This window comes from Ohtaekwangia kribbensis, from assembly GCF_042676245.1.
GTDB classification, from domain to species: domain Bacteria; phylum Bacteroidota; class Bacteroidia; order Cytophagales; family Cyclobacteriaceae; genus Ohtaekwangia; species Ohtaekwangia kribbensis.
In genome coordinates this window covers 809,094-835,915 of sequence record NZ_JBHTKA010000008.1, presented here as the reverse complement: position 1 = coordinate 835,915, position 26,822 = coordinate 809,094, and the positions used below count along the sequence as shown (strand labels likewise).

Genomic DNA, 26,822 nt, shown 5'->3' with positions numbered 1-26,822 from the left:
ATATCTTTTTAATCGCAAGTCACCAACATTTAGTTACACCTTCATAAATGTTTTAAGCTGCCAGCTTCAAGCTATCTATAGTATTTACCAGCAGGAAGCTGGCAGCCATTATTACTAACGGTTCAACCGCCAATGAATCAAATCCTGATCGCGGCTATATTCCTCAAATTTATTTTTGACGAGGACTCGGTGTGAAGGTATATTTTCAACGGGTGTATCGGCTATAATTGTTTTCAAGTTATCGTGTGCAAAGCCCCAGGCTGCGAGTGCCTGTAGAGCCTCCGTTGCATAGCCTTTGCTGTGATAACGAACATCAAGTCCGTAACCCACCATGGATTTACCTTCATCATCCGGAAGTCCTGCAAAGCCAACTCCACCAATCGCTACGCGTTCATGTTTGAGCAGAATTTCCCAGTTGGTATACCACTCAAAAGCATGCGCATAGACTTGAGTTTTGTCGAGCCAGAATTCAATGGCTTCTTCCAGGTCTTTTACTACGCGCGGATCGTTTTGTCTCACTTCATACTTTACTCCCAGGTTTACGGCCAATGCCGGTGGATCATTTTTATATAGTACTAACTGCGCGTGCGTAAGTGGCACGAGCTTCAGTCGTGTTGTTTCTAACATTTGATTTCGAATTTTAAATACAAAAGATTACCTCCTCTCAAAGAGGACTTGAGATAACGTGCGGTCTGCACGATCGTATCATACTGCTAACCGATAGCAGCACGCGACATTCCTTGACGGAACATCGATGATCAGGCCCTTCCAGGCGTAGAAATAAATATGCGTGTTTTCAGAGGCGTTTAACTCCGTAACAAAAATAATAAAGCTTGCGATGGAAAAAAACTGCCGTGCGCAGAGTCCGACTGTTAACTGTTTTTCTTTCTTTGCACCGTGAAAGTCCTGATTCTCCATCAACATTTTAATACACCCCAAAGTGGTGGAGCTCTTCGCTCCTATTATCTCGCAAAAGCATTGACAGACCACGGCATCGAGACAGTTGTTATTACAGGACACAATGAGAAGGACGAACGGACGGAATATATCGAAGGAATAGAAATACACTACCTGCCGATTGCTTACGAAAACAGGTTTGGATTTTATAAACGCAGCCGCTCCTTTATCAACTATATAATTCAATCGGTTCGCGTGGCCGGAACCTTAAAAGGTGTGGATGTATGCTACGCCATGTCTGTTCCGCTCACCATCGGCCTGGCCGCTATATGGCTGAAGAAGCAGCATAAGATTCCCTATATTTTTGAAGTAGGCGACCTATGGCCGGATGCGCCTATACAAATTGGTGTTATTAAAAATTACTTCTTCAAGCAGGCATTGTATAGCCTTGAGAAGACTATATATCAACAAGCACAGTCGGTGGTAGCGCTGTCGCCTATGATCAAAGATGCTATTGTAAAAAAGGCACCGGGAACAAACGTGCATCTGATACCGAACATGGCTGACACGGCGTTCTATATTCCTGAGTCTAAAAACCCGATTCTTGAAAACAAATTTGGTGTGAGCAATAAATTTGTAGTGTCATATATAGGCGCGATCGGTTATGCCAATGGACTGGATTATTTCCTGGAGTGCGCACGCAATTGTCAGAAAGCTTCATTGCCGGTTCACTTCTTCCTGTGTGGCGATGGCGGTATGGCCACGCGTTTGCAACAGAGCTCTAAAACGCTGCGACTAAATAATCTCACGTTTATACCGTTTACAAACCGCGATGGTGTAAAAGAATTGCTGAACGTTACCGATGCAAGCTTTATATGTTATAAACCTTTACCTGTTCTTGAAACCGGATCGCCCAATAAATATTTTGACGGACTCGCTGCCGGCAAACTGATCGTTATCAATTTCGGTGGATGGATCAAAGATGAGATCGAGAAATATAGCTGCGGATTTTACAGTGATTCAAAGCAGCCGACAGACTTTACGCAGAAGATACAGGTATATATCAACAGCCCAGCCCTGTTAAAACAAAGCCAACTCGCGAGTCGCAAGCTGGCCGAAGAAAAATATTCAAGAGTAAAATTGAGCGAAGCGTTCAGCGCTATATTCCGACACCTTCGCTGAGTTACTTCGATATGGCATTCCAGATATCAACATCCAGCAGGTACGTTCCATCGGGCTGGCGTTTCCATACATTGGCAAATTTCACTTCGGTAACAAATACGGAATCCTGGTACTTAACCTTCGTCTTGGTTCTGCCGGTTTCATATATATACTCTCCGTTGCCATCAACTGTAAGCGTTTGAGTGTCCATATCGAGTAACTGCGAATCCTTCATCGCTCTACTCCAGAAATTCTTAATGGTTTGTTTGCCTACGAAGATCTCGTATGTGCCGTTCGGGCAGAGCTTCGCGCTATCCGTATACATCGATGCAAGCTTTTCGGCATCACCTTCCTTGAAGAAAGCACCAAGTTTCTCATTTCGTTCGTGAAGGATTTCGCGCATTTTGGCTGCCGATGGTTTCTCTTCCTTACAACTGCAGCAACCGATAGCTACTGCGATAGTTAATATTAAGAATCTCATGAAGTATATATCTGTAGTTTTAAACGTTACGTTATTGAAGTATCAACCGGCAATCTTCCGTATCCAGATTTGTTCTTCTGTCGAAAGTGAAATCGTAAAAGCCAGCATCATCCTTTTTTGCTTTAATGATTACACGACTTCTTCCGGTTTCAAGTTTCTGGTTGTCGTACGCCTTCAGTAAAACAGTGTCTGCAAAATCCTGGTTAAATATACAGTATACACTTACCAAGTTGTCGACTCCGAGCGTGTCATTGGCAATAATTACTTTGCCAAGCTCAAGTCCTTTCTGTTTCAGCTCAGGACTCAGCTCTACTTCAACTTTAAAAGAATTCTGCACACCGCTGGAAGCACCTTTAATAAATTCGCCTACAGCTTCGCCAGTCTTTTCACCGGTGCGTTTCAGGGAGCATGCTGATACAGCAACGATCAGCATGAACATGTATATGGTTTTCATAGGGTATATATCCGGTAACAAATTATTCGAGTATACGCTCGGATATCTTTCCGGTTTTCTTGTTCTTCAGAATAACTTTCTTGGCACCGTAGTGTGTCACTTCTTCTTTCACCAGGTGGTGGTCTGCATCGTACTCAATCAAGTGACTGTCTTTTGTAACTCCGGTCTTACCTCGCCAAATGTCGAGCTTTACAGGTTCCCACTGTTTGGTCTTCGCTGATTTATAGGCAGCATCCAATATCGCATTTACAACATAGCCATCGTAGAATGTTTCCTTCGGAGCTATACCCTTTTCCATCGCGTTGAACATGTCCATGAACATGTGATTATAGCCAAGCTCATTCAGCTCATCGCCTACCGGGAATAACCAGCCTGTGTTACTTTCTGCTTTCTCGGCAACATAGTCGGCACCCTTACCAGTGGTGAACATATCAAAGCCTGTACGAAGGAAACTGTTGATCCATATAGTACCCTCCGTTCCCATTACTTCATCACGCAAGTCAAGTCCTCCGCGGAATGTCCAGCTTACTTCGAATTGTCCTATCGCACCGTTCTCATATTTCACCAGACCTATAGCGTGATCTTCCGCATCAATCGGTTTTACTTGTGTATCAGCCCAGCACATCACCTCCACCGGCTTAATATCTTTACCGATATAGCTTCGTGTTATCTCTACGCAGTGACATCCCAGGTCGAGTATACATCCGCCACCGGCCTGCTCTATATCCCAGAACCAATCGCTGTGCGGACCAGGGTGTGTTTCGCGTGATTTAGCCCAGAGTATTCTTCCCAGTGCTCCGTTCTTCACACTCTCCATCGCCTTTATAAATTTAGGTGTATATACCAGGTCTTCCAGGTAGCCATTAAATACACCAGCCTTCTCTACCGCTTCCAGCATACGCTTGGCTTCTTCTGCGTTGCGCCCCAGAGGCTTGGTAGTGATCACTCCCTTTTTATGCTTGCAGCAAAGTAATACCGCTTCTTCATGCAGGTTGTTCGGTAACGATATACATACTACATCTACATCCGGGCGGTTGATTGCTTCTTCCATGGTAGTAGTGGCAAACGCTACTTTGTAGTCTTGTGCAAATTTCTTGGCACTTTCCTCTCTGCGCGAATAGATGCTCACAATTTTATCCTTGCTTCTATAGCCTTGCAGTGAATCAGCATAAAATCGTCCGATGAAACCGGAACCAAGCATGGCAATGTTCATAGTGGTGTAGTTTTTTAGTGGTGAATATTTTGAATACGTTGCTATATATCAGCAGCACTAATTTGTTGCCTGTTTTATCTCGTCTTTTTCCTTAAAGAAGAACACGAAGTATAGCACGACAGCAACTGCTATATAGGCTGGCACAAACCAGATTTCCTTCCATTGGTGAACGCCATCAACGGTATAATGATCGGTTGTAAAACCCGAGAACCATGTACCAATAAACATACCCACGCCATACGTTGCAAAGGTAAAGAGACCTTGTGCAGCATTCTTGATCTTCTCTCCGGCCTTCTTTTCGGTATACATATAGCCTGTTACAAAGAAGAAGTCATAACAAATGCCGTGCAGTACAATGCCTGCATATAGCATCCACAGGTTTGAATCAACATTACCGTAGGCAAAGCACACATAGCGCAAAATCCATGCAGCCATACCCAGCAATAACATTTTCTTTACACCAATGCTGTTAAACAAGAATGGTATAGCGAGTATAAATATAGCTTCTGATACTTGTCCTAATATCATTTTACCGGCAGCATTGTTAAGACCAACCTCGTTCATGAATAAGTTTGCAAATCCATAATAGAATGATAGTGGTATACATACCAGTATGGCCGCTATGAAAAATATAAGATAGGGTTTATCCTTGAAAAGCACGACAGCCTCTGTACCCAGCGCACTGGATGCACCTGCCGATTTACCTTTCGGTGGTGTGTTGGGAAGTATAAAGCTGATGAGTCCAAGCACTGCTGAAGCCGCTGCCGCCATGTAGAAAGTTTCTTTTGTTTTTTCGATCGACAGGAATCCGATCATCAGTCCCGCGAGTATCCACCCTACCGTTCCAAATACTCGTATCCACGGAAACTGTTTTCCGGGGTCAGTCATTTGTTGAAAGGCTATGCTATTGGACAACGCGATGGTAGGCATGTAAAGCAGTGAATAGAAAAGTATAATCCAGTAGAAAGCTGTGTTATTGGTAATAGCAGTTGCCAGGTATAATAATACGGCACCGAGTAAATGCAGCACACCCATAATGCGTTGTGCGGCAAAGTACCGATCGGCCACCATGCCTACAAAGAAAGGCGAGATCATGGTAGCAATCGCCAATGCACTATAGGCTGCTCCGATCTGAATCCCCGAAGAGTTCAGAAATACAGACATATACGTACCCATCGTAACATACCATGCACCCCAGATAAAATATTCCAGGAGCATCATGGCGGAGAGCTTAACAAAAACAAGTGGTTTCATAGTAACTCAGTGAAAGAGTGAAGAAAGATACAGGGATGACCTGTATGGATAAAACCACCCGTAAAAAATTTTTGAATTAAATGATTCGTGTGTTCAGTACACACCTGATTTTATACATCACACAGAACAATTGCTTATATAAACTTCACCCATGCAAACAACTTTCGCCTGCGGATGTAGTGAAGGTTATGTTCAAAAGTATAGGCCTCTTTCTCGAATGGAATGTTGTAATAGGCAGTATCGTGATTTTTACCCTTGAGACGGGCGATCAGATAAAATAACAGGTATAACAACCAATGAAAGACAAACAGCATTTCAAGCTGCTGGTAGAAATGAATGAGTTCGTGATTGATGATGATCTCCTTTTCACGAACTCCTTTCCAATAGAAAATGAAAATAAAAAATGAGAAGCCGGTATAATACCGGAAGAGTTTCTTATCTGTTTGTATGCGGATCGGTATCACGACTGGCGCTCAATCAACGCCTCGGCATAGCCTCTTAACAGTGCTCGTGTTTCCGGCTTAACGCTTACTTTCTCCAGACTGTCAAACCCCTTGCGGAAGAACTGATCGATTTTCTTTTCGGTCAGAGCCGGTACACCAAGGTCATCATATATAGCCCTTACACCGGCAACTTTTTTGTTCTTGTTGAACTTCCGGAGCGAAAGCCATTCATCCAGTTGCTTTTTAGTTTTGCCTTGTGCTTTCTCGCGAGCCTTTATCAACAGAAACGTCTTTTTGTTAGCGATGATATCTCCTCCTACCTGCTTACCAAACTTTTCCGGATCAGCATAGGCATCCAGTAAATCATCTTTCAGCTGAAAGCCTATACCTATATTTGTTCCGAACTCGCGGAGCGCTTTACGATCTTCTTCAGGAGCATCGGCCAATATAGCGCCTAACTCAAGACTAAAGCCCAGCAACACAGCAGTCTTTAACCGGATCATGTTAATATACTGTTCTTCAGTTACTTTGTCGGTTGTCTCAAACTCCATGTCCCATTGCTGTCCTTCACATACTTCGGCTGCACATTGATTGAATGCTTTCAGTACAACTTTCAGCTTCTCAGGCTCTATACCGAGAAACATATCATATACTTTCACCAGCATTACATCGCCTGAAAGTATAGCGGTATTTACATTCCACTTCTCGTGCACAGTTTGTTTACCTCTGCGCAACGGGGCTTTATCCATGATATCATCGTGCATCAGGGTAAAGTTGTGAAAAGCCTCTACGGCCACTGCATAGGGTACTATAGTTTTCGCATCATTTTTATACAATGAATAGGAAAGCAACGCCAGCATCGGACGCAGACGCTTGCCTCCCAGACTCATCAGATAACGAATGGGTTCATAAAGTGATGCGGGCTGCTTACCGTACTTCTGTTTTGAGATTTCTTTCTCGAGTAACGATAGGTATAACTTCAGTTGCTGCATAAACGAAAATCCGTAGACTGTATTAAACCGCGAAGGTGCGATTTTGATTTAATCTTCGAAAGATTTTTTTGCTACCTGATCAGCAAATACAAGGTCGATCAATCGTTTATCGATATCGGTTTTCTTTACACGAACTTTTACACGGTCGCCCAGTGTATAGATCTTTTTGCGCTTGCGGCCTACGATACGATATTTCTTCTCATCGAACTCATAGAAATCATCCGTCAGGTCTGCGAGGCGAATCATGCCTTCGCATTTTGTTTCAATGATCTCTACATATAGGCCCCACTCGGTTACACCGGAGATCAACCCTTCGTACACCTTGTTCTCGGCAGACGCCATGAACTCTACCTGCTTGTATTTGATGGAAGCACGCTCGGCATCGGCCGCACGTTTTTCGCGCTCGGAAGAGTGCAAACTTTTTTGTTCAAAGTCTTCCTTGCTCACAGGTTTACCATCGTCCAAGTAATGTTGCAATAACCGATGCACCATCATATCCGGATACCGGCGGATTGGTGAAGTAAAGTGTGCATAATGCTCGAATGCCAAACCAAAATGTCCTTTTGTTTCGGTTGAATACTTCGCTTTAGCCATGGTGCGTATCGCGAGCTGCTCGAGTATATTTTGCTCGGGCTTACCTTCTATCTTTTCCATCAAGTCATTTAATGAACGGCTGATAGATTGCTCCTCCACATTCATTTTGTGACCAAACTGCTTGGCAAACACCGAGAAGTCTTTCACTTTATCGGGATCCGGGAAGTCGTGTATACGGTATACAAATGTATTCTTCTCTTTGCCTCTCTTGTAGTTATATACGAAGGTTGCCACCTGCTTATTGGCAAGCAACATAAACTCTTCAATAAGCTTATGCGCATCTTTTCTAACCTTGGGTATAACTGCGAGCGGTTTACCTTTTTCGTCAAGCTTGAACTTTACTTCGGTGGTCTCAAAGTTAACGGCACCTTTATTGAAGCGTTCTTTACGGAGTTTCTTGGCAAGTGTATTCAGTGTGATCAGCTCGTGTGCATAATCACCTTTACCACTCTCCAGTATTTCCTGCGCTTCTTCATAGGTAAAGCGTCTGTCGGAATGGATAATCGTTCTGCCGAACCACTCACTCTTGATCTTTGCTTTATCATCCATCTCGAACACTGCAGCGAAAGTAAGTTTATCTTCCTTCGGACGAAGCGAACACAGTCCGTTCGATAATCTCTCCGGAAGCATTGGTATAGTACGGTCTACGAGATATACCGAAGTAGCACGATCGTATGCTTCTTTCTCAAGTTCTGATTTAAGATCTACATAGTGCGTTACATCGGCAATGTGCACACCAATCTCATAATTACCATTGTCTAATTTTCTGAATGACAAGGCATCATCAAAGTCTTTGGCATCAAGCGGGTCGATGGTAAACGTAGTGATCTCACGAAAGTCTTTACGTTTCTTGATCTCTTTCTTGGTTATACCTTCGTCAATGGCTTCTGACTCACGTTCAACATGTTCAGGAAACTTGAACGGTAATCCGAACTCTGCCATGATCGAGTGTATCTCGGCTTCATTCTCACCGGCTTTACCCAGTACATCTACAACTTTCGCTTCGGGTTTACGATCATGCTCTGCCCACGATGTAACTTCAATAATTACCTTATCACCATTGCGTGCGTTGTTGATGTTCTCAGGGTATATAAAAAAGTCCTGGTGCATTTTGCGATAATCCGCCACTACAAAAGCAAAGTTCTTCGACAGTTCTATTTTGCCTACATAGCGCGTACGATTACGCTTGATCACTTCGGTAATTTTTCCTTCCGGATGATCACCATGCCGCGTTGGTAATATCTCCAGTTTTACAGTATCTCCGTCAACGGCAGAAGCCATATCCCGCGACTTTACAAATATATCTTCCTTGTCTGCGCCTAAACGAACATAGGCAAAGCGCGAGCTTACATGATCTACAATACCGGTTAACTCTTCGCGTTCACGATTGGTTATATAGCTTCCGTTGCTTAATTCCTTGATACGTTCATCATCTACCAACTGGTAGACCAGGTGCGTTGCCTGCTTTATATCTTCACGTTTTTTTAGGCCTAACTTTTTGAGTAACTGCTTCATGCTATAGGCTCTGCCGGGGGCACTGTCGAGCAGCTCTAAAATGGCATCTTGCCAAATATTCTTTAACGATTTGCCTTTAAGCGACTTGCTTTTGGTCTTTTGGGGTTTCGATTCTTTTTTCTTCTTGCTCATGCGAGCGGGTTTTTAATTAACTAAACTAAATATGATTCGCTTCTAAATATCAGCAATTCATATCATTCTACATTCATACGATGCTGCTAATCAAAATAAAATTATGCCATTACCAGAACATAATTAATTTTGAGCGCAGGCATTTTAGCCTGGTATCCTAAATTTTAACATTTAAGTATTACTCATGGCACAAACAAAACTTGGCGAAGCTGTTGTTAACACGACTGGAAATTTACCGGCTGTAGGTTCTGCTGCTCCGGATTTCTCACTGGCAGGTATCGACCTGAAGGAACATTCTTTGAAAGAATATGAAGGTAAAAATATAGTGCTGAATATTTTTCCCAGCATAGACACGGGCGTATGCGCTACATCCGTGCGTACATTCAACAAACGTGCTGCCGAAAAGTCGGACACGGTAATTCTCTGCATCTCGAAAGACTTACCCTTTGCCTTTAAACGCTTTTGCGCTGCTGAAGGTATAGACCAAGTTGTAAGTCTCTCAGACTTTCGTAACAAAGGCTTCTCCAAAAATTACGGGGTTGAAATGACTGATGGCGGACTGGCCGGACTTCACGCCCGGTGTGTAGTGGTTATCGACAAACAAGGTAAAGTTAAGTATACCGAGGTTGTTCCAACGATTGGTCAGGAACCCAATTATGACGCTGCCTTAAACGCTATTGGCTAAACCTATCCGTTATCTGTTAAATGTGGCACAAACTATGTTTAACAGATAACTCTAAACGAGCCGCACCTTTCATTCTGTGCGTAAAAAAATATTATAACATCTTCTTAACATGAAACAAAACACACTTGCGTCTTCAATAGTTCGGCTAAGCATAATTTTTTCTTTTGTTGCCACACTGTACGGATGCAATACCGATTATGAAGAAGTAAAACTTCGCCAGATAAGAGATGTTGTAGTGGATGCCAACACCGAACCCCGGCTTCGTGCTACCGCTATCTTTTTTAACCCGAATAACAAGCAGGGTAAATTGAGAAAGATCGATGTAGATATATATGTAAATGGCAAGAAGGCGGGCAAGATCGATCAGAAATTAAGAACGGTTATACCTGCCAACGGAGAATTTACGGTACCGCTGGAAGTACAACTCGCCATGAAGGAGCTCGGATTTTTTGATACGCTGCTGGGTGTATTGGGAGGAAAAAAGTTTGAAGTGCGCTATGAGGGTTCCCTCAAACTTACTTATCACGGTATACCCTTCCGTGTACCTGTAAAGTATAAAGATGAAGTAAGGGTTCGCTTTTAAAATGTACCCTTCAAAGAATTACTTTACAATTTTATCATACGAAGCACCAATACCTTTTATCAGCGATGAGCTGAATCCCTGGTGTTCCATCTCGTTCAATCCTACGATGGTGCAACCTTTTGGCGTTGTTACTTTGTCAATCTCTGCTTCCGGGTGGCGACCGAGTTTTAGTAAAAGTTCGGCTGCACCTTTTACGGTCTGGGCAGCAATGAGGTTGGCCGTCTTGGCGTCAAAACCAATTTCAATACCACCTTGTGTTGATGCGCGTATAAAACGCAACGCATAGGCTATACCACAAGCACCCAGCACTGTAGCCGCGTCCATCAGTTTTTCATCTATAGCGATGGAGATGCCGAGCTGATCGAAAAGATCCGTAACATATTTTACCTGAGCATCGCTTGCTCCCTGGTAACAGAGGCACGTAACCGATTCCTGAATGGCGATGGCTGTATTGGGCATGGCGCGAAATATAGGCACACCGTGATCAACAATCGCGGCCAGGTCTTTCAGAAATATACCCGTTACTACGCTGATGATGATATGACGCTTGGGATCAAAGTTCTGTCGGAGACCTTCCAACACCTCTTTTACATTATAGGGCTTAAGTGCCACTATAATTACTTCGCTGCTTTGTATAGCTTTCTGATTATCGCTTGTAACATTAACACCTAATGTTTCGAGCGGCTGGAGTGCTGCTACATTTCTGCGTGTAACAGTAATCTGCTGCGGAGCTACAAACTGACTCTTGATCAATCCTTCTGCTATAGCGGCTCCTAAATTTCCTCCGCCAATAATGGCAATCTTTGCGTTCTTCATAATACATCTGATTAGACGGTGCGGTGTGAAAATAAAAACACTTTCAACCACTTCCGCTCACAAGCCAGAAGAATTGCAAAATATTTAAATGGCTTACTTTTGTTCGGTAGTATATATGCCGAAGAGCATAGAGGTTTTAAGATATTTATAGCGGCACGCTATACCTTTAGTAGGAGGAGCTGAATACAACGCTCACGTTAGTATAGTAAATTACGGTTGTGCCTTTATAGCCGGAGTCGGTTCCAACCAGTAGCCACAACTCTCCTTTATCATTGCTGCGCACAACAAACGGAACATAACTGTCGGCATTCGTTCGAGTTACTAATGTAAAGTCAGTAATGTTTGTACCGCCTGCTATATTTCCCAACACAATTGTATTCTCTCCACGATCAAGTTGTTTTCCTTTATCAACATTGAGTACGTAAGAATTTTCCAGCACAACTTTTTGCGGCTCAACATCAGAAGCTCCGGCTTTTAAAAATACACTCTCGCCCGGAGAACCTTCATCAGTAGTGGAAGCACCCGAGGGGGCATTTGTGGCAAACTGTATCTGGAAAACAAGATTGTAGTCTGTATTAGGATTAAGCCCGGTAACTTTCTTTTTAATGAACATGAAAAGATCGTTGCTCAGGTTGGTGCCCGATAGCATGATCGCTTTTTTAGAACCGAGGTTAGCCGGCAATTCGGTATAGCTGTATTGCAGATCAAACTTCAGAGAGTCTTCACGCGTGGCGGGATAATCAGAAAAATCTGCTTTCCAATCATGCATTGATTTACTGAAGTCTGAAACATCCGAAAAAACGTAAAGATCACTTTGTGCAGTATCGTTATCGAGACTGCATCCTGCACAAATACTCCACACTAACGCGCTGAGAATAACCCGGCACTTCATTTTGATTTCCATTTTTCGGTTAGACACGTCAACCATAAAGGCGGTTGTAATCGCCGATAAAAATTAAACCAGGAAAACGTTGCCCGCATGTAAAGGTGGTTCACCCAGATAATTTAGGGTTTTACACTAAAAAATCCACATTTCCGTCTAATTTTAGTGAACCTGGATCGTAATACCCCGTATTTTATCACAAGCCACCATCTATGCAAAATACTACTACTATATTTCCCTTTACATCATTTCTCAACTTCCGCCTGTTGGTGGAACACTGGGAGCAACGCATACGCGAAGGGCATCTGCCTGCGTTTGCTTCGTACATTCAGAATTATATTGATGGTGCACCGGAGTTGAAACAACCAATGGAAGATGGAGCGGTGTTTGCCAAACATAAACCCTTTCTTGATTTTCTGATGTCGGCCGTCATACCCACAGCCAGTGGCGATACAGAACTTACCGTTGCTTTACAACCGTTCCGATTCAAGTCATTATATAGCACAGAAGCCTTCGACCGAAATATATCTTTTGACACATTCGAAAAACAGGCACACGCCAATGTGCCGGGTGGAAAAATTACGCTCGGCAAAACGATTCGCGCGTGCATGATGATTCTGGAAAAGTATCAGAGCTTTGGTTTGATTGCCAAGAACCCCAGACCGGTGCTGGTAACTCTGCGCGATCCGGTTAGCGGGCTTGACAAAGTATATCGTATCGAGATCAACCACAAGTTTTGCGATGTAATTGCCAAGACAGAATATAAACCCATCGAGAAAAATGTCATCAAGTTTTTAATGGAGAAGTTGTATGATGTTGACTTGTGGCTTCAATATATACACCCGGAAGATTTCGAGTTTCACGGTTTGTTCATTATGCGACTGATTGATGTTACGGAGCAGGAAATGCTTTCGTCTATCAAATACGATCTGCTGGAACGCAACGCTGTTACCCGTACCGAAAGTTTTGTACAGATACAACACAAGCTTCGGTCGCTCTTTGGCATTCCGGATATGCGTCTGGGTATAGCCTATCTTGATCCCAACAATAATTTAGTAACCAACAGCCAGGCATCCGAATGCTGGAACAGTGTTACCTGTGGTGATAATGTACCCTGCCATGATTTTACCGGCTCGGTATACGAGCGCAGCTGGATGGAGAAACGCTATGTTACGATCGAGAACCTGGAAGACTATCCATTCAAATCGGTTATTGAAGATTCGTTGCTCAAAAATGGTATCAGGAATATTTTACTCGCACCCCTGATAGACGGTGAGGAAATTATAGGCATGCTTGAGCTGGCTACACCTACACCAGCCAAACTAAATCCTGTAAGTGCGCATAAGGTAGAGAACGTATTGCCGATGTTTACCGCAGCGGTGAAGCGTGTTAAAGAAGAGATGTCTACCGAGGTGCGTGCGATTATCCAGGAAGAGTGCACTGCCATTCACCCGGCAGTTCAATGGAAGTTTTTTGAAGCCGGACTAAACCTGCTGAACCGAAGACGCACCGATGAGAAAGCAACGCTGGAAGAGATTGCATTCAAAGATGTATACCCGCTATACGGACTTGCCGATGTGCGCAACTCTTCGATTGAGCGTAACATGGCGATACAACGCGACTTGCAGCAGAACCTAAAGCTTGCCAAGGATCTTCTTACCAAAATATATACTGCCAGCAAACTGCCGCTGCTGGAAGAAGCTATCTTTAAAACAGATGAACAACTTCGAAAGATAAACCTCGGCCTGGCCTCTGGTGATGAGAGCAATGTACTTGACTTTCTGAAATCAGAGATCAACCCGATGATCGCTCACTTTGAAGAAGATGAGAATCTGCAGAGGCCGATCGCGCGTTATCGTGCAAACCTCGACCCTACATTTGGTGTAGTATACAAGCGCAGAAAAGCTTTCGAAGAAAGTCTCGGGCTTATCAACCAGGCCATCAGCGATTACCTGGATGATGCAGAGACCGAAGCACAAAAAATGTTTCCGCATTATTTTGAGAAGTATAAAACCGATGGTGTCGAGTTCACCATATACCTGGGCAGTTCGTTGGTAAAGAACCGCACGTTTGATCTGTTCAACCTTCGTAACTTCCGGTTGTGGCAATTGCTGGTAATGATTGAAGTAAACCGCAAGATCGAAGCACTGAAATTAAAAATGAAAACCGTTCTGGAGATAACGCAGTTAATATTGGTTCACGATCAACCTATCTCCATTCGCTTTCGTCCGGATGAAAAGCAGTTTGATGTGGATGGTGCGTACGACATCCGTTATGAGATCGTAAAGAAACGTATTGACAAAGCGCATATAAAAAATACAGGCGAACGACTTACACAACCCGGTAAACTTGCTATTGTATATAACCAGGCAAAAGTAGAAGACGAGTATAAACGTTACTTCCATTACCTGAAAGCAAAGGGTATGATTACCGGTGAGGTAGAAGAGCTTGAGCTGGAAGAATTACCGGGAGCAACCGGACTGCGTGCGTTGCGCATACAAATAACAAGTGAACCGCTTTCGCTACCTGCGGTTGATAACGACAACCTGCTGAAAGATATAGAAGAAGGATTACGGGTGCACTAACCTTTTGCTTTTTCATTGTTCTTTGTACCTTCATTTCCATGAAGCGATTCCTGGTATATCTTATACTTGTAGCAGTAATCAGTTGCAAGGAAGTAACGTACAAAGAACCACAACCCAAAGGTGTTGAACGCCTCCATAGCATACCCCATACGTTGCAAGGTAAGTATGTGCTGCCGGAAGACAATCGTGCTACGCGTGATACGTTAGTTGTACTGTCGGGCCGATACTATGCATCGAGTGATCCGCTCGGTGGAAGTGTGTTGAGCGATAGCCTGATGATTAAGCACTACCAGGGTTTTTACTTCATTAACATCAACGATAAACCGGAGTGGCTGCTGCGCGTTATTCAACAGGAGAAGAACGGTGATATAACCTGTTATATGTTGCAGGAGAAAGACAGCCTGTTTAACGGCATGCTCCAGCATCTCTCCAAAGAAATAAAGATCGATTCGGTGAAGCTGAAAAATGAAACGCTGTACCAGATTGATCCATCACCCAAGAAGCTGATAACCCTGCTCAAGAACGGCTACTTCAAGAAAACCGCTACGCTGAAAAAGATAGAGTAATACATACCAAAGAGTATATATACTTAATGCTTATTCTTTTACTGGTTGCTCATCGTTACCCGCAAGATGATGATTAATAAACGGTGATGCCTGCTGATGTAGTCTGATAGCCTTACGCGACAATACAAAGCCAATAAGCAATGACACGATGGCAGCCAGCCATATACCCGGTACATACGATATGAACCAGAAGTAGTCGTACGCACCATGAAAGAGTGTTGCTGCGGCCAAGGCAACAACGCTTAACAATATACCTTGCCGATGTGTGAATTTGGCTTTGCCTAGGTAAAAGCCCATCATTACCCCAAACGTTGCGTGTGCCGGCACAGCCGTAAACAGTCGCAACACGCCCGTCATAAAACCTGATTGAAATACATATAGCACATTTTCCAATGTCGCAAAGCCGAGGCTCACCATCACGGCATAGACTATACCATCAAAAGGTTCATTAAAATTTTTATTGTTGAACAGGATAAATCGCACGAATAAAAATTTGCAGCTCTCTTCGATCAACGCCACTTTAAAAAAAGCATTGACGAACTGGTGTATAGCGTCATGTTCTTTGGTGATGATGAGGAGGTTAACCGGTAAACTCACTACCAGTGTGATAACGGCACTTAATGCTCCGTACAAAAAACTGATGCATAGTAACACCAACGGTTCGCGTTCGTGTTTGTCTTTCAGATAAATATATAAAGCAATAGCGACACCGGGAGCAAGTGCCAGGGCTAACAAACTAAAGAAGTCCATGCAACTAAATTGAAAGGGACGAAGTTACGCATAAAAAAATCCCTCTCCCGTGATGGAAGAGGGATCTTTCCCACATGTTTGTGTCTGATTTCTTACTCAATCACTTCCTCCACTTTATCCATTTTATCGGGAGTATACTTGCCTGATGTAGCGTATACAATTTTTCCGGTAGCATCAAGCACAAAGAAATATGGAATATCTTTCTTCTCGAAATCAAGCGCTTCTTTGTAAGACTTCAACTCACCACGATAAAACAAAATATAGGGTAATAATTGTGGATCTATGTTCTTAATTGCTTTACGTTTTGCAGTACCCGTAGCCGCTGCGTTGACTCCCGTAAACATGGGCACAAAATAAACGTTCACATCGTACGAAAAACCTGCTAACACACCTGACGTCTTTTGAATAAATTTTTCAAACACCGGTTGGAACCAGGAGTTCAGTTCATCTTCCGATTTTTTTGAGTAGGCAAGGCCGAGCAATGTGTATTTACCTTTAACATCGTCTGGTAATTTTACTTTCTTGTCTTCCACGCTCTCAGCTTCCATAGCCGGAAACTGCTTGCCAATTACCTGTGCTTTTGCAAGCATGCTGGTAAACACTATCAATAACAGTATAGAATATCTCATACAATTTAATTTTCCTTCAATTTACCGAATAAGCCTTTAGTAACCGTTGCGTTTGATAAAAGTAACCTTACAAGTCGATAAGATGACGTAAATAACCACACAGCACGACTCATATTTACCGGCCATTGTTCACTTCACTATAGATGAGCTACTTTCATGCCAATCCTTGTTTTAACGTGCGCATACGGAACGTTGCGATTCCAAAACACATTACCTTTCGCGATAAGTGCTATTTACCTTACAAGGCATTCTATGTTTAGCGTACCCATACAGCTTTGTCTTCAATAGGTTTGCGTTTGCTATCGGGCACTTGTGTTTTCGGAATACCTATATGCAAAAAGCCTAGCAGCTTGTCATCCTTATCAAGACCAAACAATTCTTTTGCTTCTTCAAAATAGGTTACACCACCGCTGCTTAAATAACAACCTATACCATAGGCAGCAGCGGTGAGATACATATTCTGCACTGCACAAAACACAGCCCCGAGTTCTTCGAGTTCAGGTACAGATTTTTTTTCATCGCGTTTCATACCAACCGCTATAATATGCGATGACAATACCGTTTTTGTAAGAAGGTTTTGATAGCGCTCTTCTTTAAATGAACCGTTAGCTTCTGTTACTCGTTTATACACGGCAGCCTGCTGTTCGCCAAGTTTGCGTAAACCATCACCGGTAAAAACAATAAACTGCCAGGGTTCTGTTAATTTATGTGTTGGTGCCCACCGTGCGTTTTCAAGCATTTGTGCTACAATCGCATCGTCTACACGCTCTCCACTATACTGCTGTTGAAAAACCGATCTGCGAGTCCGGATCAGGTTGTTTACTAATTCTGTTTTAGAAGCATCTATGTCCATCCTAATAAAGTTTATTATCTTAGTATTTACTAAATTTTCAAAGATGAGAAAATTTTTACTCCCAACCCTCTTCATCCTCTTACTTGCATCGTGCGCTCCGGTTTATGTTCCAAATCTGCGCAACTCTCCGATGTTTACCAAAGGAGGAGAATTTCAAGGCTCTATACAAGTACTCAACGGACTGGATATACAAACAGCAGTGTCTGTATCTGATCACATTGGTATTATGGGTAATTATGCTTTTGAAGAACGTGGCAAGGTTGAAGATGACGATACCGATAATTATCACCGTCATACACTGTTGGAAGGAGGCGTTGGTTATTACGAAAATGATGGCATCTGGTGTTACGAAATTTTTGCAGGCTATGGTCGTGGTGAAGGATCAAGTTATGATGAATATGATTTCTTCAATACTCCGGATGATGTATGGGCTACTGGAAAATTTGAACGCTTCTTTGTACAACCTGCATTCGGCATCAATAAAAAAGTAATGGGTGTTTCGTTCGTACCAAGATTTTCAATTGTTGATTTCTATGAATTCAAGGATGAACTTACCGGTGCTACAATTACGAATGTAAGCATGTCGCCAAAAGTATTTGTAGAGCCTGCTGTGATTGGTCGGGTAAATCTTCCAAGCAATCGTATCTTCTTTACATTCCAGGCAGGTGCTACACTCGTAGCGAGTCCTGATGTAGAGTTTGAGTACAGATCATTTCAGTTTGGTTCGGGTGTAGGTTTCCGTTTTGGCGGAAGTGCTTCAAGCAAAAATCAGACGACTGAATAATTTCTTTCCCGTTATTTGCCATTATAGTCTGCGTATATCTGCGCCTTCTGCGGGAAAACAATATATACTATACATGCAGTCAGCACGAAAATTGCTGACTGCATTTTGTTTTAGTAAGGCCTATATATCTATTTCGGAAACTGACTGGCGTCAATGTTCGGAACTATCTTGAGTGCGTTCTTATAGTATATTTTTTTCAACACATCATCAGGCAGGTCTAATCCATACATTCTCCAGAAAGCATGGTAGCGTTTGTGGTAAGGAAAATACTCGTCAGCTGTTTCCAATACTCTGAAATAGGTTTCATATTCTTCAGGCACCCATGAATCTTTTCCGAACAGAACGCGATCCTGATACTTCGTTAAAAAAGCTTTCGCAGCACGCGGCTGTCGGCCAAGCTCGGCTATAACAGCACCGATCTCGGTATACATATTCGGAAATTTATCCAGCAGTTCACCTAATTTTTTAAGATCACTTCCATACCAGCCCAGGTGTGCGTTGATAAATTTAGTCTTGGGATGCTTCTTGAAAATATTATGCTGCTCGGCAATGATGGTCTCCCACGACACCGGGTCGGTATCATGTCTTCTGCCGGGATGTAGCTTCAGCTCCAGCCAGCGTTCGTTGTTCTTGTCGATTGGTTGCCAGAATTGTTTTGGATCGGCTGCGTGTATTAACACCGGTATACCAAGTTCACCACACTTGTCCCAGATGGGATCGATGCGCGGATCATCAATATGTACCCGGTTGCCTTTACTATCTTGCGTAAACATACCGAGGCTCTTATAGATCTTCAATCCGTTGGCACCTTTCTTCACATCATCTTCCAACTGCTTTAACATACGCCCTTGCCACTCCGGATCATCTATAGCAGCAAAGTCCATGTTGGTAAATACTATAAATCGTTTTGGATTTGTCTTCTTTACATTCTCAAGCGATCGGTCGAGATGTTCCGTACTTCCTCTGCCACGACCACTCAGGTTTACCATCACGGCCATGTTCAGTTTATCCATCTCTTTGGTTAGCGCCTGCAGATCCTGCGTAGGCATGTTGAACTGGTGATTGTGCACATCGATGAACGGAAATTTAGCGCGTGTTAAATGATGCTCCGGCACAACAAGTGTTGATGGCGGATCATAGTCTTCAAAATCCATTTTATCATCCAATGGTTTTTCCTGCGCACAGGCAACAATGATATTCCAGGCGAGCAGCGTAAAAACAAAACACCTCTTCATGACAGAAATTTTTGCTGGTGAAAATAATGGAAAGTCCCGAACTCTCTCATAAAACGGGATAGAAGGTCGAAATCAGCAATAAAACCTTGGGAAGTGTCACTTGATTTATGTTTAAATTGGCAGCTATTTATAACAGGCATGAAAAAACTTGCATTCATTTTCGCGATACTCATTGTTTCAATAGCGCAGGCCCAGGATGCGCAACTGGAAAACGCCCGGAAGAAATTTCAGGCGAACGATCTGAAAGGTGCTAAAACCGATCTCACCAAAATCATCGACAGCAATCCTAAAAACAAACAAGCCCTTAACCTTCGCGGACAAGTACGTGTAGCGTTAGAAGATTTTTACGGAGCTATAGGCGACTATAACACTGCGCTTGAGGTGGACTCCACATTTGCTGATGCACTTAACAACCGCGGTGAAGCCAAGATGGCGTTGGGCGATGACGAAAATGCTATACCTGATTTTGACAAGGCTATAAAATTCAACACCAAGTTTGCCGATGCCTATAGCAATCGCGGACTGGCCAAGTATAATATTGAAGATCTGCAAGGTGCATACTTCGACTTTTCAAAGGCCCTCGAAATCGGACCAATTGACTCTGATAAATATTTTAATCGTGGTGTGGTAAAGTCTGAGCTCGGAGAATTTATCAGTGCGATTGACGACTATACCAAAGCAATTGAACTTGATAAGACCGATGCAGCTCTGTATAACTATCGTGGTGTAGCTTACTATAACACCGGCAATCTCGATCAGGCTATTGCAGATTATGACCAGGCTATAAAACTCGACCCAAAGGATGCTTTGAAATTTGAAAACCGTGCGCTTGCTAAAAATGCCAAACAGGATTTTAAAGGTGCCTTGGAAGACTATAACAAAGCTGTGGAGTTAAACGCGACTGAACCGGAAACCTATAACCTGCGTGGTGTTGTAAAGTATAACCTCGAAGATCACGATGGCGCTATAGCAGACTATAGCAAAGCTATCGAACTCGATGATACCAACCCGGTATACTATGATAACCGCGCGTTGAGCCGCACAGAGAAAGAAGATTATGCCGGGGCGGTTGAAGACTATTCATCTTCTATTGAACTATATCCCAGCGATCCGGAAACGTATTTACAACGCGGTCTTGTAAAAGTTTCTATGAACAACAAGTACGATGCATGTCTTGATTTTAAACGCGCTGAAGAACTTGGTTCAACGGAAGCCAAAGGGCTTATCAAAAAGAATTGTAAGTAAAGCGATCGTCAACGTTGCGCATAGCGGTTATACTCAATGGCATTTCACTGGAGCGGCGATACTTCTATCGTAAAGTAGTGCCTATGCTTCGGCTGGTATACGAAACGGAGGTGTTTGAAACACTTTCGCGCAACGATGCTTTTTCCCTGGCATCAAAAGCCGTTGATAGTCATTATGACGTTATTATCGCTGCCGGTGGCGATGGTACACTGCACCAGGTTGTCAATGGTATACTGAAAGGAAGAGAAGGCTATAAAAATCTGCCGGCACTCGTTGTGTTTCCGGTAGGCACGGGTAATGATTTTGCCCGCACACTGAACATTCCATCCGATCCGGTCAAGCTCATGCAGTTGCTTCAGAAATCCGAGCCTCAATACCTGGATGTAGGTGAAGTGCTATATACTACCGATGCCGGTGCGAAAGATCATCGTTACTTCGTCAACGTAGCAGATATAGGTATGGGGCCGCAAGTGGTGAAAAAAGTATTGAACAGCGATCGTGCATTTGGTTCTGCCTTTACGTACTATATTTCCATCATTACAACCTTCTTTACATATAGGCCTATGGTTGTAACTGCGCGCACATCATCGTGGAACTGGCAAGGTAAATTACGCACACTCGCCATTGGCAACGGAGGTTATTATGGTCACGGATTGTGTATAGCCCCCGAAGCTAAACCCAACGATGGTATTCTGGATGCCTTTATCTGCGGCAATGTTTCGGTGCTGGATTTTATACGTTACTCTGTACCACTCAAGAAAGGTAAATATATTCATCATCGCGAAGTGTTTTACAAGAACACCGATGCGATCGACCTGGATTCCGAAAAAGAATGCCTGATAGAAGCCGATGGCGAATTGCTCGGAAAGCTACCGGCCCGCATCCAGATCACGCCCCTGAAATTGAAAATGCTCCTTCCGTAAAGAAGCCTTCATTCCCCCATCTTTATGTGAACAAAGTATATTTTATGAATACCGGGCTCTTCATTATTTTGCAGTATGATCGTAGTAGGTATTATAGAAGATGACGAACAGATCCGTAAAGGTGTTCAGACATTTTTGAATCGCCAGGAGAACTTCTCATGCGAAATGGCTTTTGGCTCGGTTGAAGAATTTTTGAAGAGCATTGCCACCACCGCCATGCCCAATGTGTTAATCATGGACCTGGGCTTACCGGGCATGTCGGGTATAGAAGGTATCAAACTGATCAAAGAGAAACATACCGATGTTGATATCATTGTCTTCTCGGTATACAATGACCCAAAACGAATATTCGATTCGCTCTGTGCCGGTGCCACCGGCTACCTGCTGAAAAATACTCCGCTGGATGAGATCAAGGAAGGCATAGAACTTCTTTCAAAAGGAGGCTCGCCCATGTCGCCACAGATAGCCCGCAAGGTTATTGAATTGTTTGCGCAGAATGGTGCCCGCAAGAAGGAAGTAGAATCACCGCTCTCGGCAAAGGAAAAAGAGATTGTAATCGGCCTGGTAGACGGCCTCAGCTATAAACTGATTGCCGACCGCATGAGCATCAGCATTGAAACCGTGCGCTTTCACATCAAAAATATATACCGAAAGCTGCACGTCCACGGCAAAGCCGAGGTTATATCCAAATCGCTGCGCGGAGAAATCTAGCAAACATTTTTCGTAGAGGTTTCTCAGGCAACCCCATGTTCGTGGAGTTGTTATGCGTTGCTACGCACTATACCTTTGTTACACCTCCTCTATGAAAACTCTGTTACCTTGTGGTTTATTCCGCTGGCTACATTCCGTAGGTTTTCATTGCTTCCTGTATTATTATTTCAACGTACGGCTTGTATATATAGCCAAACAGAAAAACACTGTTTGATTTTTCTCTATAGTTGGTCAGGTTAAACAAAAAGTGCCTCTTCTGTCGGAGGCACTTATTTTTTCTCCCGCTGCAAATGTTCTACGATCATCGTTGCGTGTACGCGCGAGTTCTCGATAAACCATTTGTTGGTTTTCAATCCACCGCATACTACACCGGCAAGGTATATACCAGGCACGTTAGTCTCCATCGTTTCTTCATTATATACCGGTGTGTGAAACGCATCATCATGAAACTGAATGCCGCTCGCCTTCATAAACTCAAACGGTGGTTGATAGCCCGTCATGGCGAGTACAAAATCATTTTCCAATACCTTATCTCCTTCCGGTGTTTTTATCTCGACTGTATTGGGTGTAATTCTTTTTACTTCAGAACGAAAGTATGCCTTGATCGACCCTTCCTGGATTCGATTTTCTATATCGGGTTTAACCCAATACTTCACACTATCGCGAATACCGTCTTCGCGAATTACCATCGTTACATCGGCACCTTTACGCCACGTTTCAAGCGCTACATCCACAGCAGAGTTGGCGGCACCTATAACAACAATCCGTTGTCCGAAGTATGGATGAGGTTCATCGTAGTAATGCTTTACTTTCGGCAGATCTTCTCCGGGTACGTGGAGCAGATACGGCAGATCGTAAAAGCCAAGCGCGAGTATAACAGATTTACTTTTGTACTGTCCTTTCATCGTGGTAACAACATGCTTGTTGTTGGCAGATGTTATCATGGTAACTTTCTCATATAGCCTGAGACTGAGTTGCCAGCTCATACTTACTCTCCTATAGTATTCAAGTGCTTCAAACCGGTTGGGCTTCGGTTGATGTGATATAAAAGGAACCTCCCCTATTTCGAGTCGTTCGGAAGTAGAGAAGAACGTCATGTTGAGTGGGTAGTTGAAAAGAGAATTTACCAGACAACCCTTCTCAATGATAACATACCGCAGTCCGGCTTTCTTTGCTTCAATACCACATGCCAGGCCGATAGGTCCTGCGCCAATAATAACAACGTCAAACTCCTCCATTCCAGTAATTCAATTTTGATTATTCAACAATATTCATAAAAATTCGCACCGATTAACCTATACAACATGAATAAACTCTTAACCGCTGTCTTTTTTGCACTCTGCATTACAGGATATGCCCAGAAACAAATTACGGTTGAAGATTTCACCACCAAAAATACATTTCCTCAGAAAACTGTCCGGGGCATCAACTGGATGAAAGACGGAAAGTTTTACTCTACGCTGGAAAATAATAAGGTGGTAAAATATAACATTACTACAGGGCAGCCGGTAGAAACACTGGTGGATGGATCAACCTTGAATCCAAAGATCGAGATTCAGGATTATTCCTTTAGTGGCGATGAAAAAAAACTTTTACTGACAACCGACTTTCAAAGTATTTATCGCAGATCGTTTACAGCAAACTATTTTATATACGACCTCACGGGTAAATCTGTTAAGCCGCTATCGGCCAACGGCAAGCAATCGTACGCTGCCTTTTCAGCCGATGGCAGCAAGGTTGCCTTTGTACGCGAAAACAACCTGTTCTATGTGACACTGAACGACATGAAAGAAGTTCAGGTAACAGACGATGGAAAATTCAACCACATCATCAACGGTACAACAGACTGGGTGTATGAAGAAGAGTTCAGCTTTGTAGATGGTTTCTACTGGTCGCCTGACGGCAAGAAGCTGGCGTATTATCGTTTTGATGAATCAGCTGTGCGGGAGTATAACCTGCAGCGCTGGGGAAAAACGTTATACCCTACCGACTATCGTTTCAAATATCCAAAGGCCGGTGAAGTGAATTCTGCCGTTGAGATCTGGATCTACAACCTGGACAGCAAACAAAAAGTAAAGGCTGACATTGGTACTGAAAAAGATATATATATACCTCGCGTAAAATGGACTGCAGATGCAAGTATACTTTCCATTCGTAAATTGAACAGACTGCAGAACAACCTCGATATTTTTCATACCAATGTATCGACCGGTACGTCAACGGTTGTTTTAAACGAGAAGAGCGAAACATTCATTGATCTTGAGTTTACCGATGACCTGATTTACCTCGCAGACGGCAAACAATTTATATATACTACCGAACGCGATGGGTACAAACATTTATACCTGTATGGCATGGACGGAAAGCTTGTGAAGCAAATCACACAAGGCTCGTTTGAAGTAAGTCAGTTGATCGGTCTCGATGAAAAGACTAACACACTTTACTATACCTCTACTGAAGTATCGCCTCTTGAAAGACATATCTATTCGATTACATTAAGCGGCAAGAAAACAAAACTCTCTCAGGCTGCCGGTATACACACCATCAACATGAGCGGAGATTTTCAGTTCTATATTGACTATCATACGTCTGCTGCACACCCTACTGTTGTAAGTCTCTTTAAAACGAAAGGAAATGCTTTGCAAAAAGTGCTGGAAGACAACGCTACACTTGCCAAAGTATTAGATGACTATGGCTTTGCAGCGAAAGAATTCTTCTCGTTCAAAACGATTGATGGCACATCGCTTAACGGCTACATGCTGAAGCCAAAGAATTTTGATGCATCCAAACAATACCCGGTGTTGGTATACCAGTATAGCGGCCCCGGTTCACAAAACGTAAACAATCTTTGGGGTGGCAGTCACTTCTTCTTTCACCAGATGTTAACCCAGAAGGGATATATAGTGGCCGTAATTGATTCGCGCGGTACAGGCGGACGTGGTGAGCAATTCAAAAAACTTACTTATAAACAACTGGGTAAATATGAACTGGAAGACCATATAGCCGGCGCTAAATTCCTTTCTACATTAGAGTACGTAGACGACAGTCGCATTGGTATATGGGGATGGAGCTATGGTGGTTATATGTCATCGCTGGCTATGACAAAAGGTGCGGGTACTTTCAAAATGGGTATAGCAGTAGCACCTGTTACTAACTGGAGATTTTATGACACTATTTATACCGAACGCTACCTGCAAACACCACAGCTCAATGCCAGCGGTTATGATGACAACTCGCCATCAACGTATGCGAATAAACTCCAGGGTAACTTTCTGTTGATACACGGTACCGGAGATGACAACGTACACTTCCAGAATTCAGTAGTATTGCAAGATGCACTGATCAATGCCGGCAAGCAGTTCACGTCATTCTACTACCCGGATAAACACCACGGTATACAAGGCGCACAGACCAAATACCACCTGTATACCATGATGCTGAACTACGTTCAGGAAAACTTATAGTATATACTGACGTTTATTCAGCTATGATTACACAAGAAGCCATTGAAGCCGCACACGAGCGCATTAAAGTATATATCAATCATACTCCAGTGTTGACATCGGAGGCGATAGACAATCTTGCCGGGGCAAGTATATTTTTCAAATGCGAAAATCTGCAGAAGATCGGTGCCTTCAAGGCGCGCGGTGCCATGAATGCAGTGCTCACGCTGACCCCGGAAGCAAGAGCAAAAGGTGTAGCTACTCATTCATCGGGTAATCATGCACAGGCTATAGCGCGGTCTGCGAAGATCATGGGTATAAAATCCTATATCGTAATGCCGCGCACGGCTCCTGAAATAAAGAAGCAGGGTGTACTAAGTTTTGGAGGCGAGATTTTCGAATGCGAACCAACACTCGAGTCGCGCGAGACTACCCTGCAAGAGGTTGTTGGTAAAACCGGTGCGAGTGTAATCCATCCGTTCAACAATTACGAAGTAATTACCGGGCAGGCTACGGCAGCCAAAGAATTTTTTGAAGATATACCAGCAATGGATGTTATTATACCTCCTGTAGGTGGTGGCGGATTATTAAGTGGAACAGCATTGTCGGCAAAATATTTTTCTCCATCAACTCTGGTATATGCCGGTGAACCGGAAGGAGCCGATGATGCGTATCGTTCGTTAAAGAGTGGTTCGATTCAACCATCACAATCCAATTCTATTGCTGACGGATTGCTCACTACGCTGGGCGATAAAACATTTCCCATTGTACGCGACCATGTGAAGGAAGTGATCACCGTAAGCGACCAGGAGATCACAAACGCCATGCGTATACTTTGGGACAATCTCAAAGTTATTGTAGAACCTTCAGGCGCTGTTCCTTTTGCAGCTGTGTTAAAAGCAAAAGAAAAGCTCAAGGGTAAACGTATCGGTGTAATTATATCCGGAGGAAATGTAGACCTGGCGCGGGCCGCCAAACTCTTCGGCTTATAAAAA

At 43.3% G+C, this 26,822-nt stretch carries 26 protein-coding genes; 11 read left to right on the top strand and 15 right to left on the bottom strand.

Annotation, left to right across the window (positions count from 1 at the left end; genetic code table 11):
• Positions 1-114: 114 nt before the first annotated feature.
• Positions 115-627 (bottom strand): GNAT family N-acetyltransferase, encoded by a 513-nt coding sequence (locus ACFQ21_RS24550; RefSeq protein WP_377583725.1) that lies wholly within the window; start codon positions 625-627, stop codon positions 115-117.
• Positions 628-897: 270 nt separating this feature from the next.
• Here ACFQ21_RS24550 and ACFQ21_RS24545 point away from each other — a divergent pair, with 270 nt between their 5' ends.
• A complete protein-coding gene (locus ACFQ21_RS24545) occupies positions 898-2,079 on the top strand; it encodes a glycosyltransferase family 4 protein (RefSeq protein ID WP_377583722.1) in 1,182 nt (393 codons plus the stop codon).
• Between the two features lies 1 nt (position 2,080).
• On the opposite strand, the gene ACFQ21_RS24540 is transcribed toward ACFQ21_RS24545, so the two are convergent.
• From ACFQ21_RS24540 to rnr, 7 genes are all read right to left on the bottom strand, one after another.
• Positions 2,081-2,539, bottom strand: coding sequence for a YybH family protein (locus ACFQ21_RS24540; RefSeq protein ID WP_377583719.1), 459 nt, complete (start codon positions 2,537-2,539; stop codon positions 2,081-2,083).
• 31 nt (positions 2,540-2,570) lie between these two features.
• A complete protein-coding gene (locus ACFQ21_RS24535) occupies positions 2,571-2,993 on the bottom strand; it encodes a hypothetical protein (protein WP_377583716.1) in 423 nt (140 codons plus the stop codon).
• A 22-nt stretch (positions 2,994-3,015) separates the two neighbouring features.
• Entirely contained in the window at positions 3,016-4,206 is a 1,191-nt protein-coding gene (locus ACFQ21_RS24530; protein WP_377583713.1) for a Gfo/Idh/MocA family protein, read from the bottom strand.
• 57 nt (positions 4,207-4,263) lie between these two features.
• A complete protein-coding gene (locus ACFQ21_RS24525; protein ID WP_377583710.1) occupies positions 4,264-5,460 on the bottom strand; it encodes a nucleoside permease in 1,197 nt (398 codons plus the stop codon).
• A gap of 134 nt (positions 5,461-5,594) precedes the next feature.
• Entirely contained in the window at positions 5,595-5,924 is a 330-nt protein-coding gene (locus tag ACFQ21_RS24520; RefSeq protein WP_377583707.1) for a hypothetical protein, read from the bottom strand.
• Complete coding sequence (locus tag ACFQ21_RS24515; protein ID WP_377583704.1) at positions 5,921-6,895, bottom strand: polyprenyl synthetase family protein; 975 nt, start codon at positions 6,893-6,895, stop codon at positions 5,921-5,923. The genes ACFQ21_RS24520 and ACFQ21_RS24515 overlap by 4 nt, the downstream gene beginning before the upstream one ends.
• Positions 6,896-6,943: 48 nt before the next feature.
• Positions 6,944-9,136: a ribonuclease R gene (gene rnr, locus ACFQ21_RS24510; RefSeq protein WP_377583701.1), complete on the bottom strand. Its 2,193-nt coding sequence runs from the start codon at positions 9,134-9,136 to the stop codon at positions 6,944-6,946.
• Positions 9,137-9,320: 184 nt separating this feature from the next.
• On the opposite strand from rnr, the gene tpx reads away from it, so the two are divergent.
• Both tpx and ACFQ21_RS24500 read left to right on the top strand, forming a co-directional pair.
• A complete protein-coding gene (tpx, locus tag ACFQ21_RS24505; RefSeq protein ID WP_377583698.1) occupies positions 9,321-9,821 on the top strand; it encodes a thiol peroxidase in 501 nt (166 codons plus the stop codon).
• Positions 9,822-9,930: 109 nt separating this feature from the next.
• Entirely contained in the window at positions 9,931-10,404 is a 474-nt protein-coding gene (locus ACFQ21_RS24500; protein WP_377583695.1) for an LEA type 2 family protein, read from the top strand.
• A gap of 18 nt (positions 10,405-10,422) precedes the next feature.
• Here the strand turns inward: ACFQ21_RS24500 and proC are convergent, their stop codons facing one another.
• Positions 10,423-11,220: a pyrroline-5-carboxylate reductase gene (gene proC / locus ACFQ21_RS24495; protein ID WP_377583692.1), complete on the bottom strand. Its 798-nt coding sequence runs from the start codon at positions 11,218-11,220 to the stop codon at positions 10,423-10,425.
• 166 nt (positions 11,221-11,386) lie between these two features.
• Positions 11,387-12,124 (bottom strand): hypothetical protein, encoded by a 738-nt coding sequence (locus ACFQ21_RS24490; RefSeq protein WP_377583689.1) that lies wholly within the window; start codon positions 12,122-12,124, stop codon positions 11,387-11,389.
• A gap of 191 nt (positions 12,125-12,315) precedes the next feature.
• On the opposite strand from ACFQ21_RS24490, the gene ACFQ21_RS24485 reads away from it, so the two are divergent.
• Both ACFQ21_RS24485 and ACFQ21_RS24480 read left to right on the top strand, forming a co-directional pair.
• Positions 12,316-14,688 (top strand): GAF domain-containing protein, encoded by a 2,373-nt coding sequence (locus ACFQ21_RS24485; RefSeq protein ID WP_377583687.1) that lies wholly within the window; start codon positions 12,316-12,318, stop codon positions 14,686-14,688.
• A gap of 38 nt (positions 14,689-14,726) precedes the next feature.
• Positions 14,727-15,254 (top strand): hypothetical protein, encoded by a 528-nt coding sequence (locus tag ACFQ21_RS24480; protein ID WP_377583684.1) that lies wholly within the window; start codon positions 14,727-14,729, stop codon positions 15,252-15,254.
• 30 nt (positions 15,255-15,284) lie between these two features.
• Here ACFQ21_RS24480 and ACFQ21_RS24475 read toward each other — a convergent pair whose 3' ends face one another.
• The 3 genes from ACFQ21_RS24475 to ACFQ21_RS24465 form a co-directional block, all read right to left on the bottom strand.
• Positions 15,285-16,004 (bottom strand): PrsW family glutamic-type intramembrane protease, encoded by a 720-nt coding sequence (locus ACFQ21_RS24475; RefSeq protein ID WP_377583681.1) that lies wholly within the window; start codon positions 16,002-16,004, stop codon positions 15,285-15,287.
• A 92-nt stretch (positions 16,005-16,096) separates the two neighbouring features.
• On the bottom strand, positions 16,097-16,633 hold the full coding sequence (locus tag ACFQ21_RS24470) for a TlpA family protein disulfide reductase (RefSeq protein ID WP_377583678.1): 537 nt from the start codon (positions 16,631-16,633) through the stop codon (positions 16,097-16,099).
• Positions 16,634-16,889: 256 nt separating this feature from the next.
• A complete protein-coding gene (locus ACFQ21_RS24465; protein WP_377583676.1) occupies positions 16,890-17,486 on the bottom strand; it encodes a nitroreductase family protein in 597 nt (198 codons plus the stop codon).
• Positions 17,487-17,529: 43 nt separating this feature from the next.
• Here ACFQ21_RS24465 and ACFQ21_RS24460 point away from each other — a divergent pair, with 43 nt between their 5' ends.
• Positions 17,530-18,270, top strand: a complete 741-nt coding sequence (locus ACFQ21_RS24460; RefSeq protein WP_377583674.1) for a hypothetical protein — start codon at positions 17,530-17,532, stop codon at positions 18,268-18,270.
• A 128-nt stretch (positions 18,271-18,398) separates the two neighbouring features.
• On the opposite strand, the gene ACFQ21_RS24455 is transcribed toward ACFQ21_RS24460, so the two are convergent.
• Positions 18,399-19,505 carry an amidohydrolase family protein gene (locus ACFQ21_RS24455; RefSeq protein WP_377583671.1) on the bottom strand — a complete coding sequence of 369 codons (1,107 nt, stop codon included), beginning with the start codon at positions 19,503-19,505 and terminating at the stop codon, positions 18,399-18,401.
• A gap of 138 nt (positions 19,506-19,643) precedes the next feature.
• Here ACFQ21_RS24455 and ACFQ21_RS24450 point away from each other — a divergent pair, with 138 nt between their 5' ends.
• From ACFQ21_RS24450 to ACFQ21_RS24440, 3 genes are all read left to right on the top strand, one after another.
• A complete protein-coding gene (locus tag ACFQ21_RS24450) occupies positions 19,644-20,750 on the top strand; it encodes a tetratricopeptide repeat protein (protein ID WP_377583669.1) in 1,107 nt (368 codons plus the stop codon).
• 14 nt (positions 20,751-20,764) lie between these two features.
• Complete coding sequence (locus ACFQ21_RS24445; protein ID WP_377583667.1) at positions 20,765-21,673, top strand: diacylglycerol/lipid kinase family protein; 909 nt, start codon at positions 20,765-20,767, stop codon at positions 21,671-21,673.
• A gap of 75 nt (positions 21,674-21,748) precedes the next feature.
• Positions 21,749-22,384 carry a response regulator gene (locus tag ACFQ21_RS24440; RefSeq protein WP_377583664.1) on the top strand — a complete coding sequence of 212 codons (636 nt, stop codon included), beginning with the start codon at positions 21,749-21,751 and terminating at the stop codon, positions 22,382-22,384.
• A 269-nt stretch (positions 22,385-22,653) separates the two neighbouring features.
• Here the strand turns inward: ACFQ21_RS24440 and ACFQ21_RS24435 are convergent, their stop codons facing one another.
• Positions 22,654-23,622: a YpdA family putative bacillithiol disulfide reductase gene (locus tag ACFQ21_RS24435; protein ID WP_377583662.1), complete on the bottom strand. Its 969-nt coding sequence runs from the start codon at positions 23,620-23,622 to the stop codon at positions 22,654-22,656.
• Positions 23,623-23,688: 66 nt separating this feature from the next.
• Between ACFQ21_RS24435 and ACFQ21_RS24430 the strand changes: the two genes are divergently transcribed.
• Together ACFQ21_RS24430 and ACFQ21_RS24425 are read left to right on the top strand one after the other, a co-directional pair.
• Entirely contained in the window at positions 23,689-25,848 is a 2,160-nt protein-coding gene (locus tag ACFQ21_RS24430) for a S9 family peptidase (protein WP_377583659.1), read from the top strand.
• 23 nt (positions 25,849-25,871) lie between these two features.
• Positions 25,872-26,819, top strand: coding sequence for a pyridoxal-phosphate dependent enzyme (locus ACFQ21_RS24425; RefSeq protein ID WP_377583657.1), 948 nt, complete (start codon positions 25,872-25,874; stop codon positions 26,817-26,819).
• Positions 26,820-26,822 lie beyond the last annotated feature (3 nt).

What these genes read in the sequence shown, in the direction of transcription:
- ACFQ21_RS24455 (WP_377583671.1), bottom strand. Translation starts at nt 19,505, where the DNA reads ATGAAGAGGTGTTTTGTTTTTACGCTGCTCGCCTGGAATATCATTGTT.
- tpx (WP_377583698.1), top strand. Translation starts at nt 9,321, where the DNA reads ATGGCACAAACAAAACTTGGCGAAGCTGTTGTTAACACGACTGGAAAT.
- ACFQ21_RS24540 (WP_377583719.1), bottom strand. Translation starts at nt 2,539, where the DNA reads ATGAGATTCTTAATATTAACTATCGCAGTAGCTATCGGTTGCTGCAGT.
- ACFQ21_RS24535 (WP_377583716.1), bottom strand. Translation starts at nt 2,993, where the DNA reads ATGAAAACCATATACATGTTCATGCTGATCGTTGCTGTATCAGCATGC.
- ACFQ21_RS24460 (WP_377583674.1), top strand. Translation starts at nt 17,530, where the DNA reads ATGAGAAAATTTTTACTCCCAACCCTCTTCATCCTCTTACTTGCATCG.
- ACFQ21_RS24470 (WP_377583678.1), bottom strand. Translation starts at nt 16,633, where the DNA reads ATGAGATATTCTATACTGTTATTGATAGTGTTTACCAGCATGCTTGCA.
- ACFQ21_RS24515 (WP_377583704.1), bottom strand. Translation starts at nt 6,895, where the DNA reads ATGCAGCAACTGAAGTTATACCTATCGTTACTCGAGAAAGAAATCTCA.
- ACFQ21_RS24465 (WP_377583676.1), bottom strand. Translation starts at nt 17,486, where the DNA reads ATGGACATAGATGCTTCTAAAACAGAATTAGTAAACAACCTGATCCGG.
- ACFQ21_RS24500 (WP_377583695.1), top strand. Translation starts at nt 9,931, where the DNA reads ATGAAACAAAACACACTTGCGTCTTCAATAGTTCGGCTAAGCATAATT.
- ACFQ21_RS24435 (WP_377583662.1), bottom strand. Translation starts at nt 23,622, where the DNA reads ATGGAGGAGTTTGACGTTGTTATTATTGGCGCAGGACCTATCGGCCTG.
- ACFQ21_RS24550 (WP_377583725.1), bottom strand. Translation starts at nt 627, where the DNA reads ATGTTAGAAACAACACGACTGAAGCTCGTGCCACTTACGCACGCGCAG.
- ACFQ21_RS24530 (WP_377583713.1), bottom strand. Translation starts at nt 4,206, where the DNA reads ATGAACATTGCCATGCTTGGTTCCGGTTTCATCGGACGATTTTATGCT.
- ACFQ21_RS24525 (WP_377583710.1), bottom strand. Translation starts at nt 5,460, where the DNA reads ATGAAACCACTTGTTTTTGTTAAGCTCTCCGCCATGATGCTCCTGGAA.
- ACFQ21_RS24430 (WP_377583659.1), top strand. Translation starts at nt 23,689, where the DNA reads ATGAATAAACTCTTAACCGCTGTCTTTTTTGCACTCTGCATTACAGGA.
- rnr (WP_377583701.1), bottom strand. Translation starts at nt 9,136, where the DNA reads ATGAGCAAGAAGAAAAAAGAATCGAAACCCCAAAAGACCAAAAGCAAG.
- ACFQ21_RS24490 (WP_377583689.1), bottom strand. Translation starts at nt 12,124, where the DNA reads ATGGAAATCAAAATGAAGTGCCGGGTTATTCTCAGCGCGTTAGTGTGG.
- ACFQ21_RS24440 (WP_377583664.1), top strand. Translation starts at nt 21,749, where the DNA reads ATGATCGTAGTAGGTATTATAGAAGATGACGAACAGATCCGTAAAGGT.
- proC (WP_377583692.1), bottom strand. Translation starts at nt 11,220, where the DNA reads ATGAAGAACGCAAAGATTGCCATTATTGGCGGAGGAAATTTAGGAGCC.
- ACFQ21_RS24475 (WP_377583681.1), bottom strand. Translation starts at nt 16,004, where the DNA reads ATGGACTTCTTTAGTTTGTTAGCCCTGGCACTTGCTCCCGGTGTCGCT.
- ACFQ21_RS24485 (WP_377583687.1), top strand. Translation starts at nt 12,316, where the DNA reads ATGCAAAATACTACTACTATATTTCCCTTTACATCATTTCTCAACTTC.
- ACFQ21_RS24480 (WP_377583684.1), top strand. Translation starts at nt 14,727, where the DNA reads ATGAAGCGATTCCTGGTATATCTTATACTTGTAGCAGTAATCAGTTGC.
- ACFQ21_RS24450 (WP_377583669.1), top strand. Translation starts at nt 19,644, where the DNA reads ATGAAAAAACTTGCATTCATTTTCGCGATACTCATTGTTTCAATAGCG.
- ACFQ21_RS24425 (WP_377583657.1), top strand. Translation starts at nt 25,872, where the DNA reads ATGATTACACAAGAAGCCATTGAAGCCGCACACGAGCGCATTAAAGTA.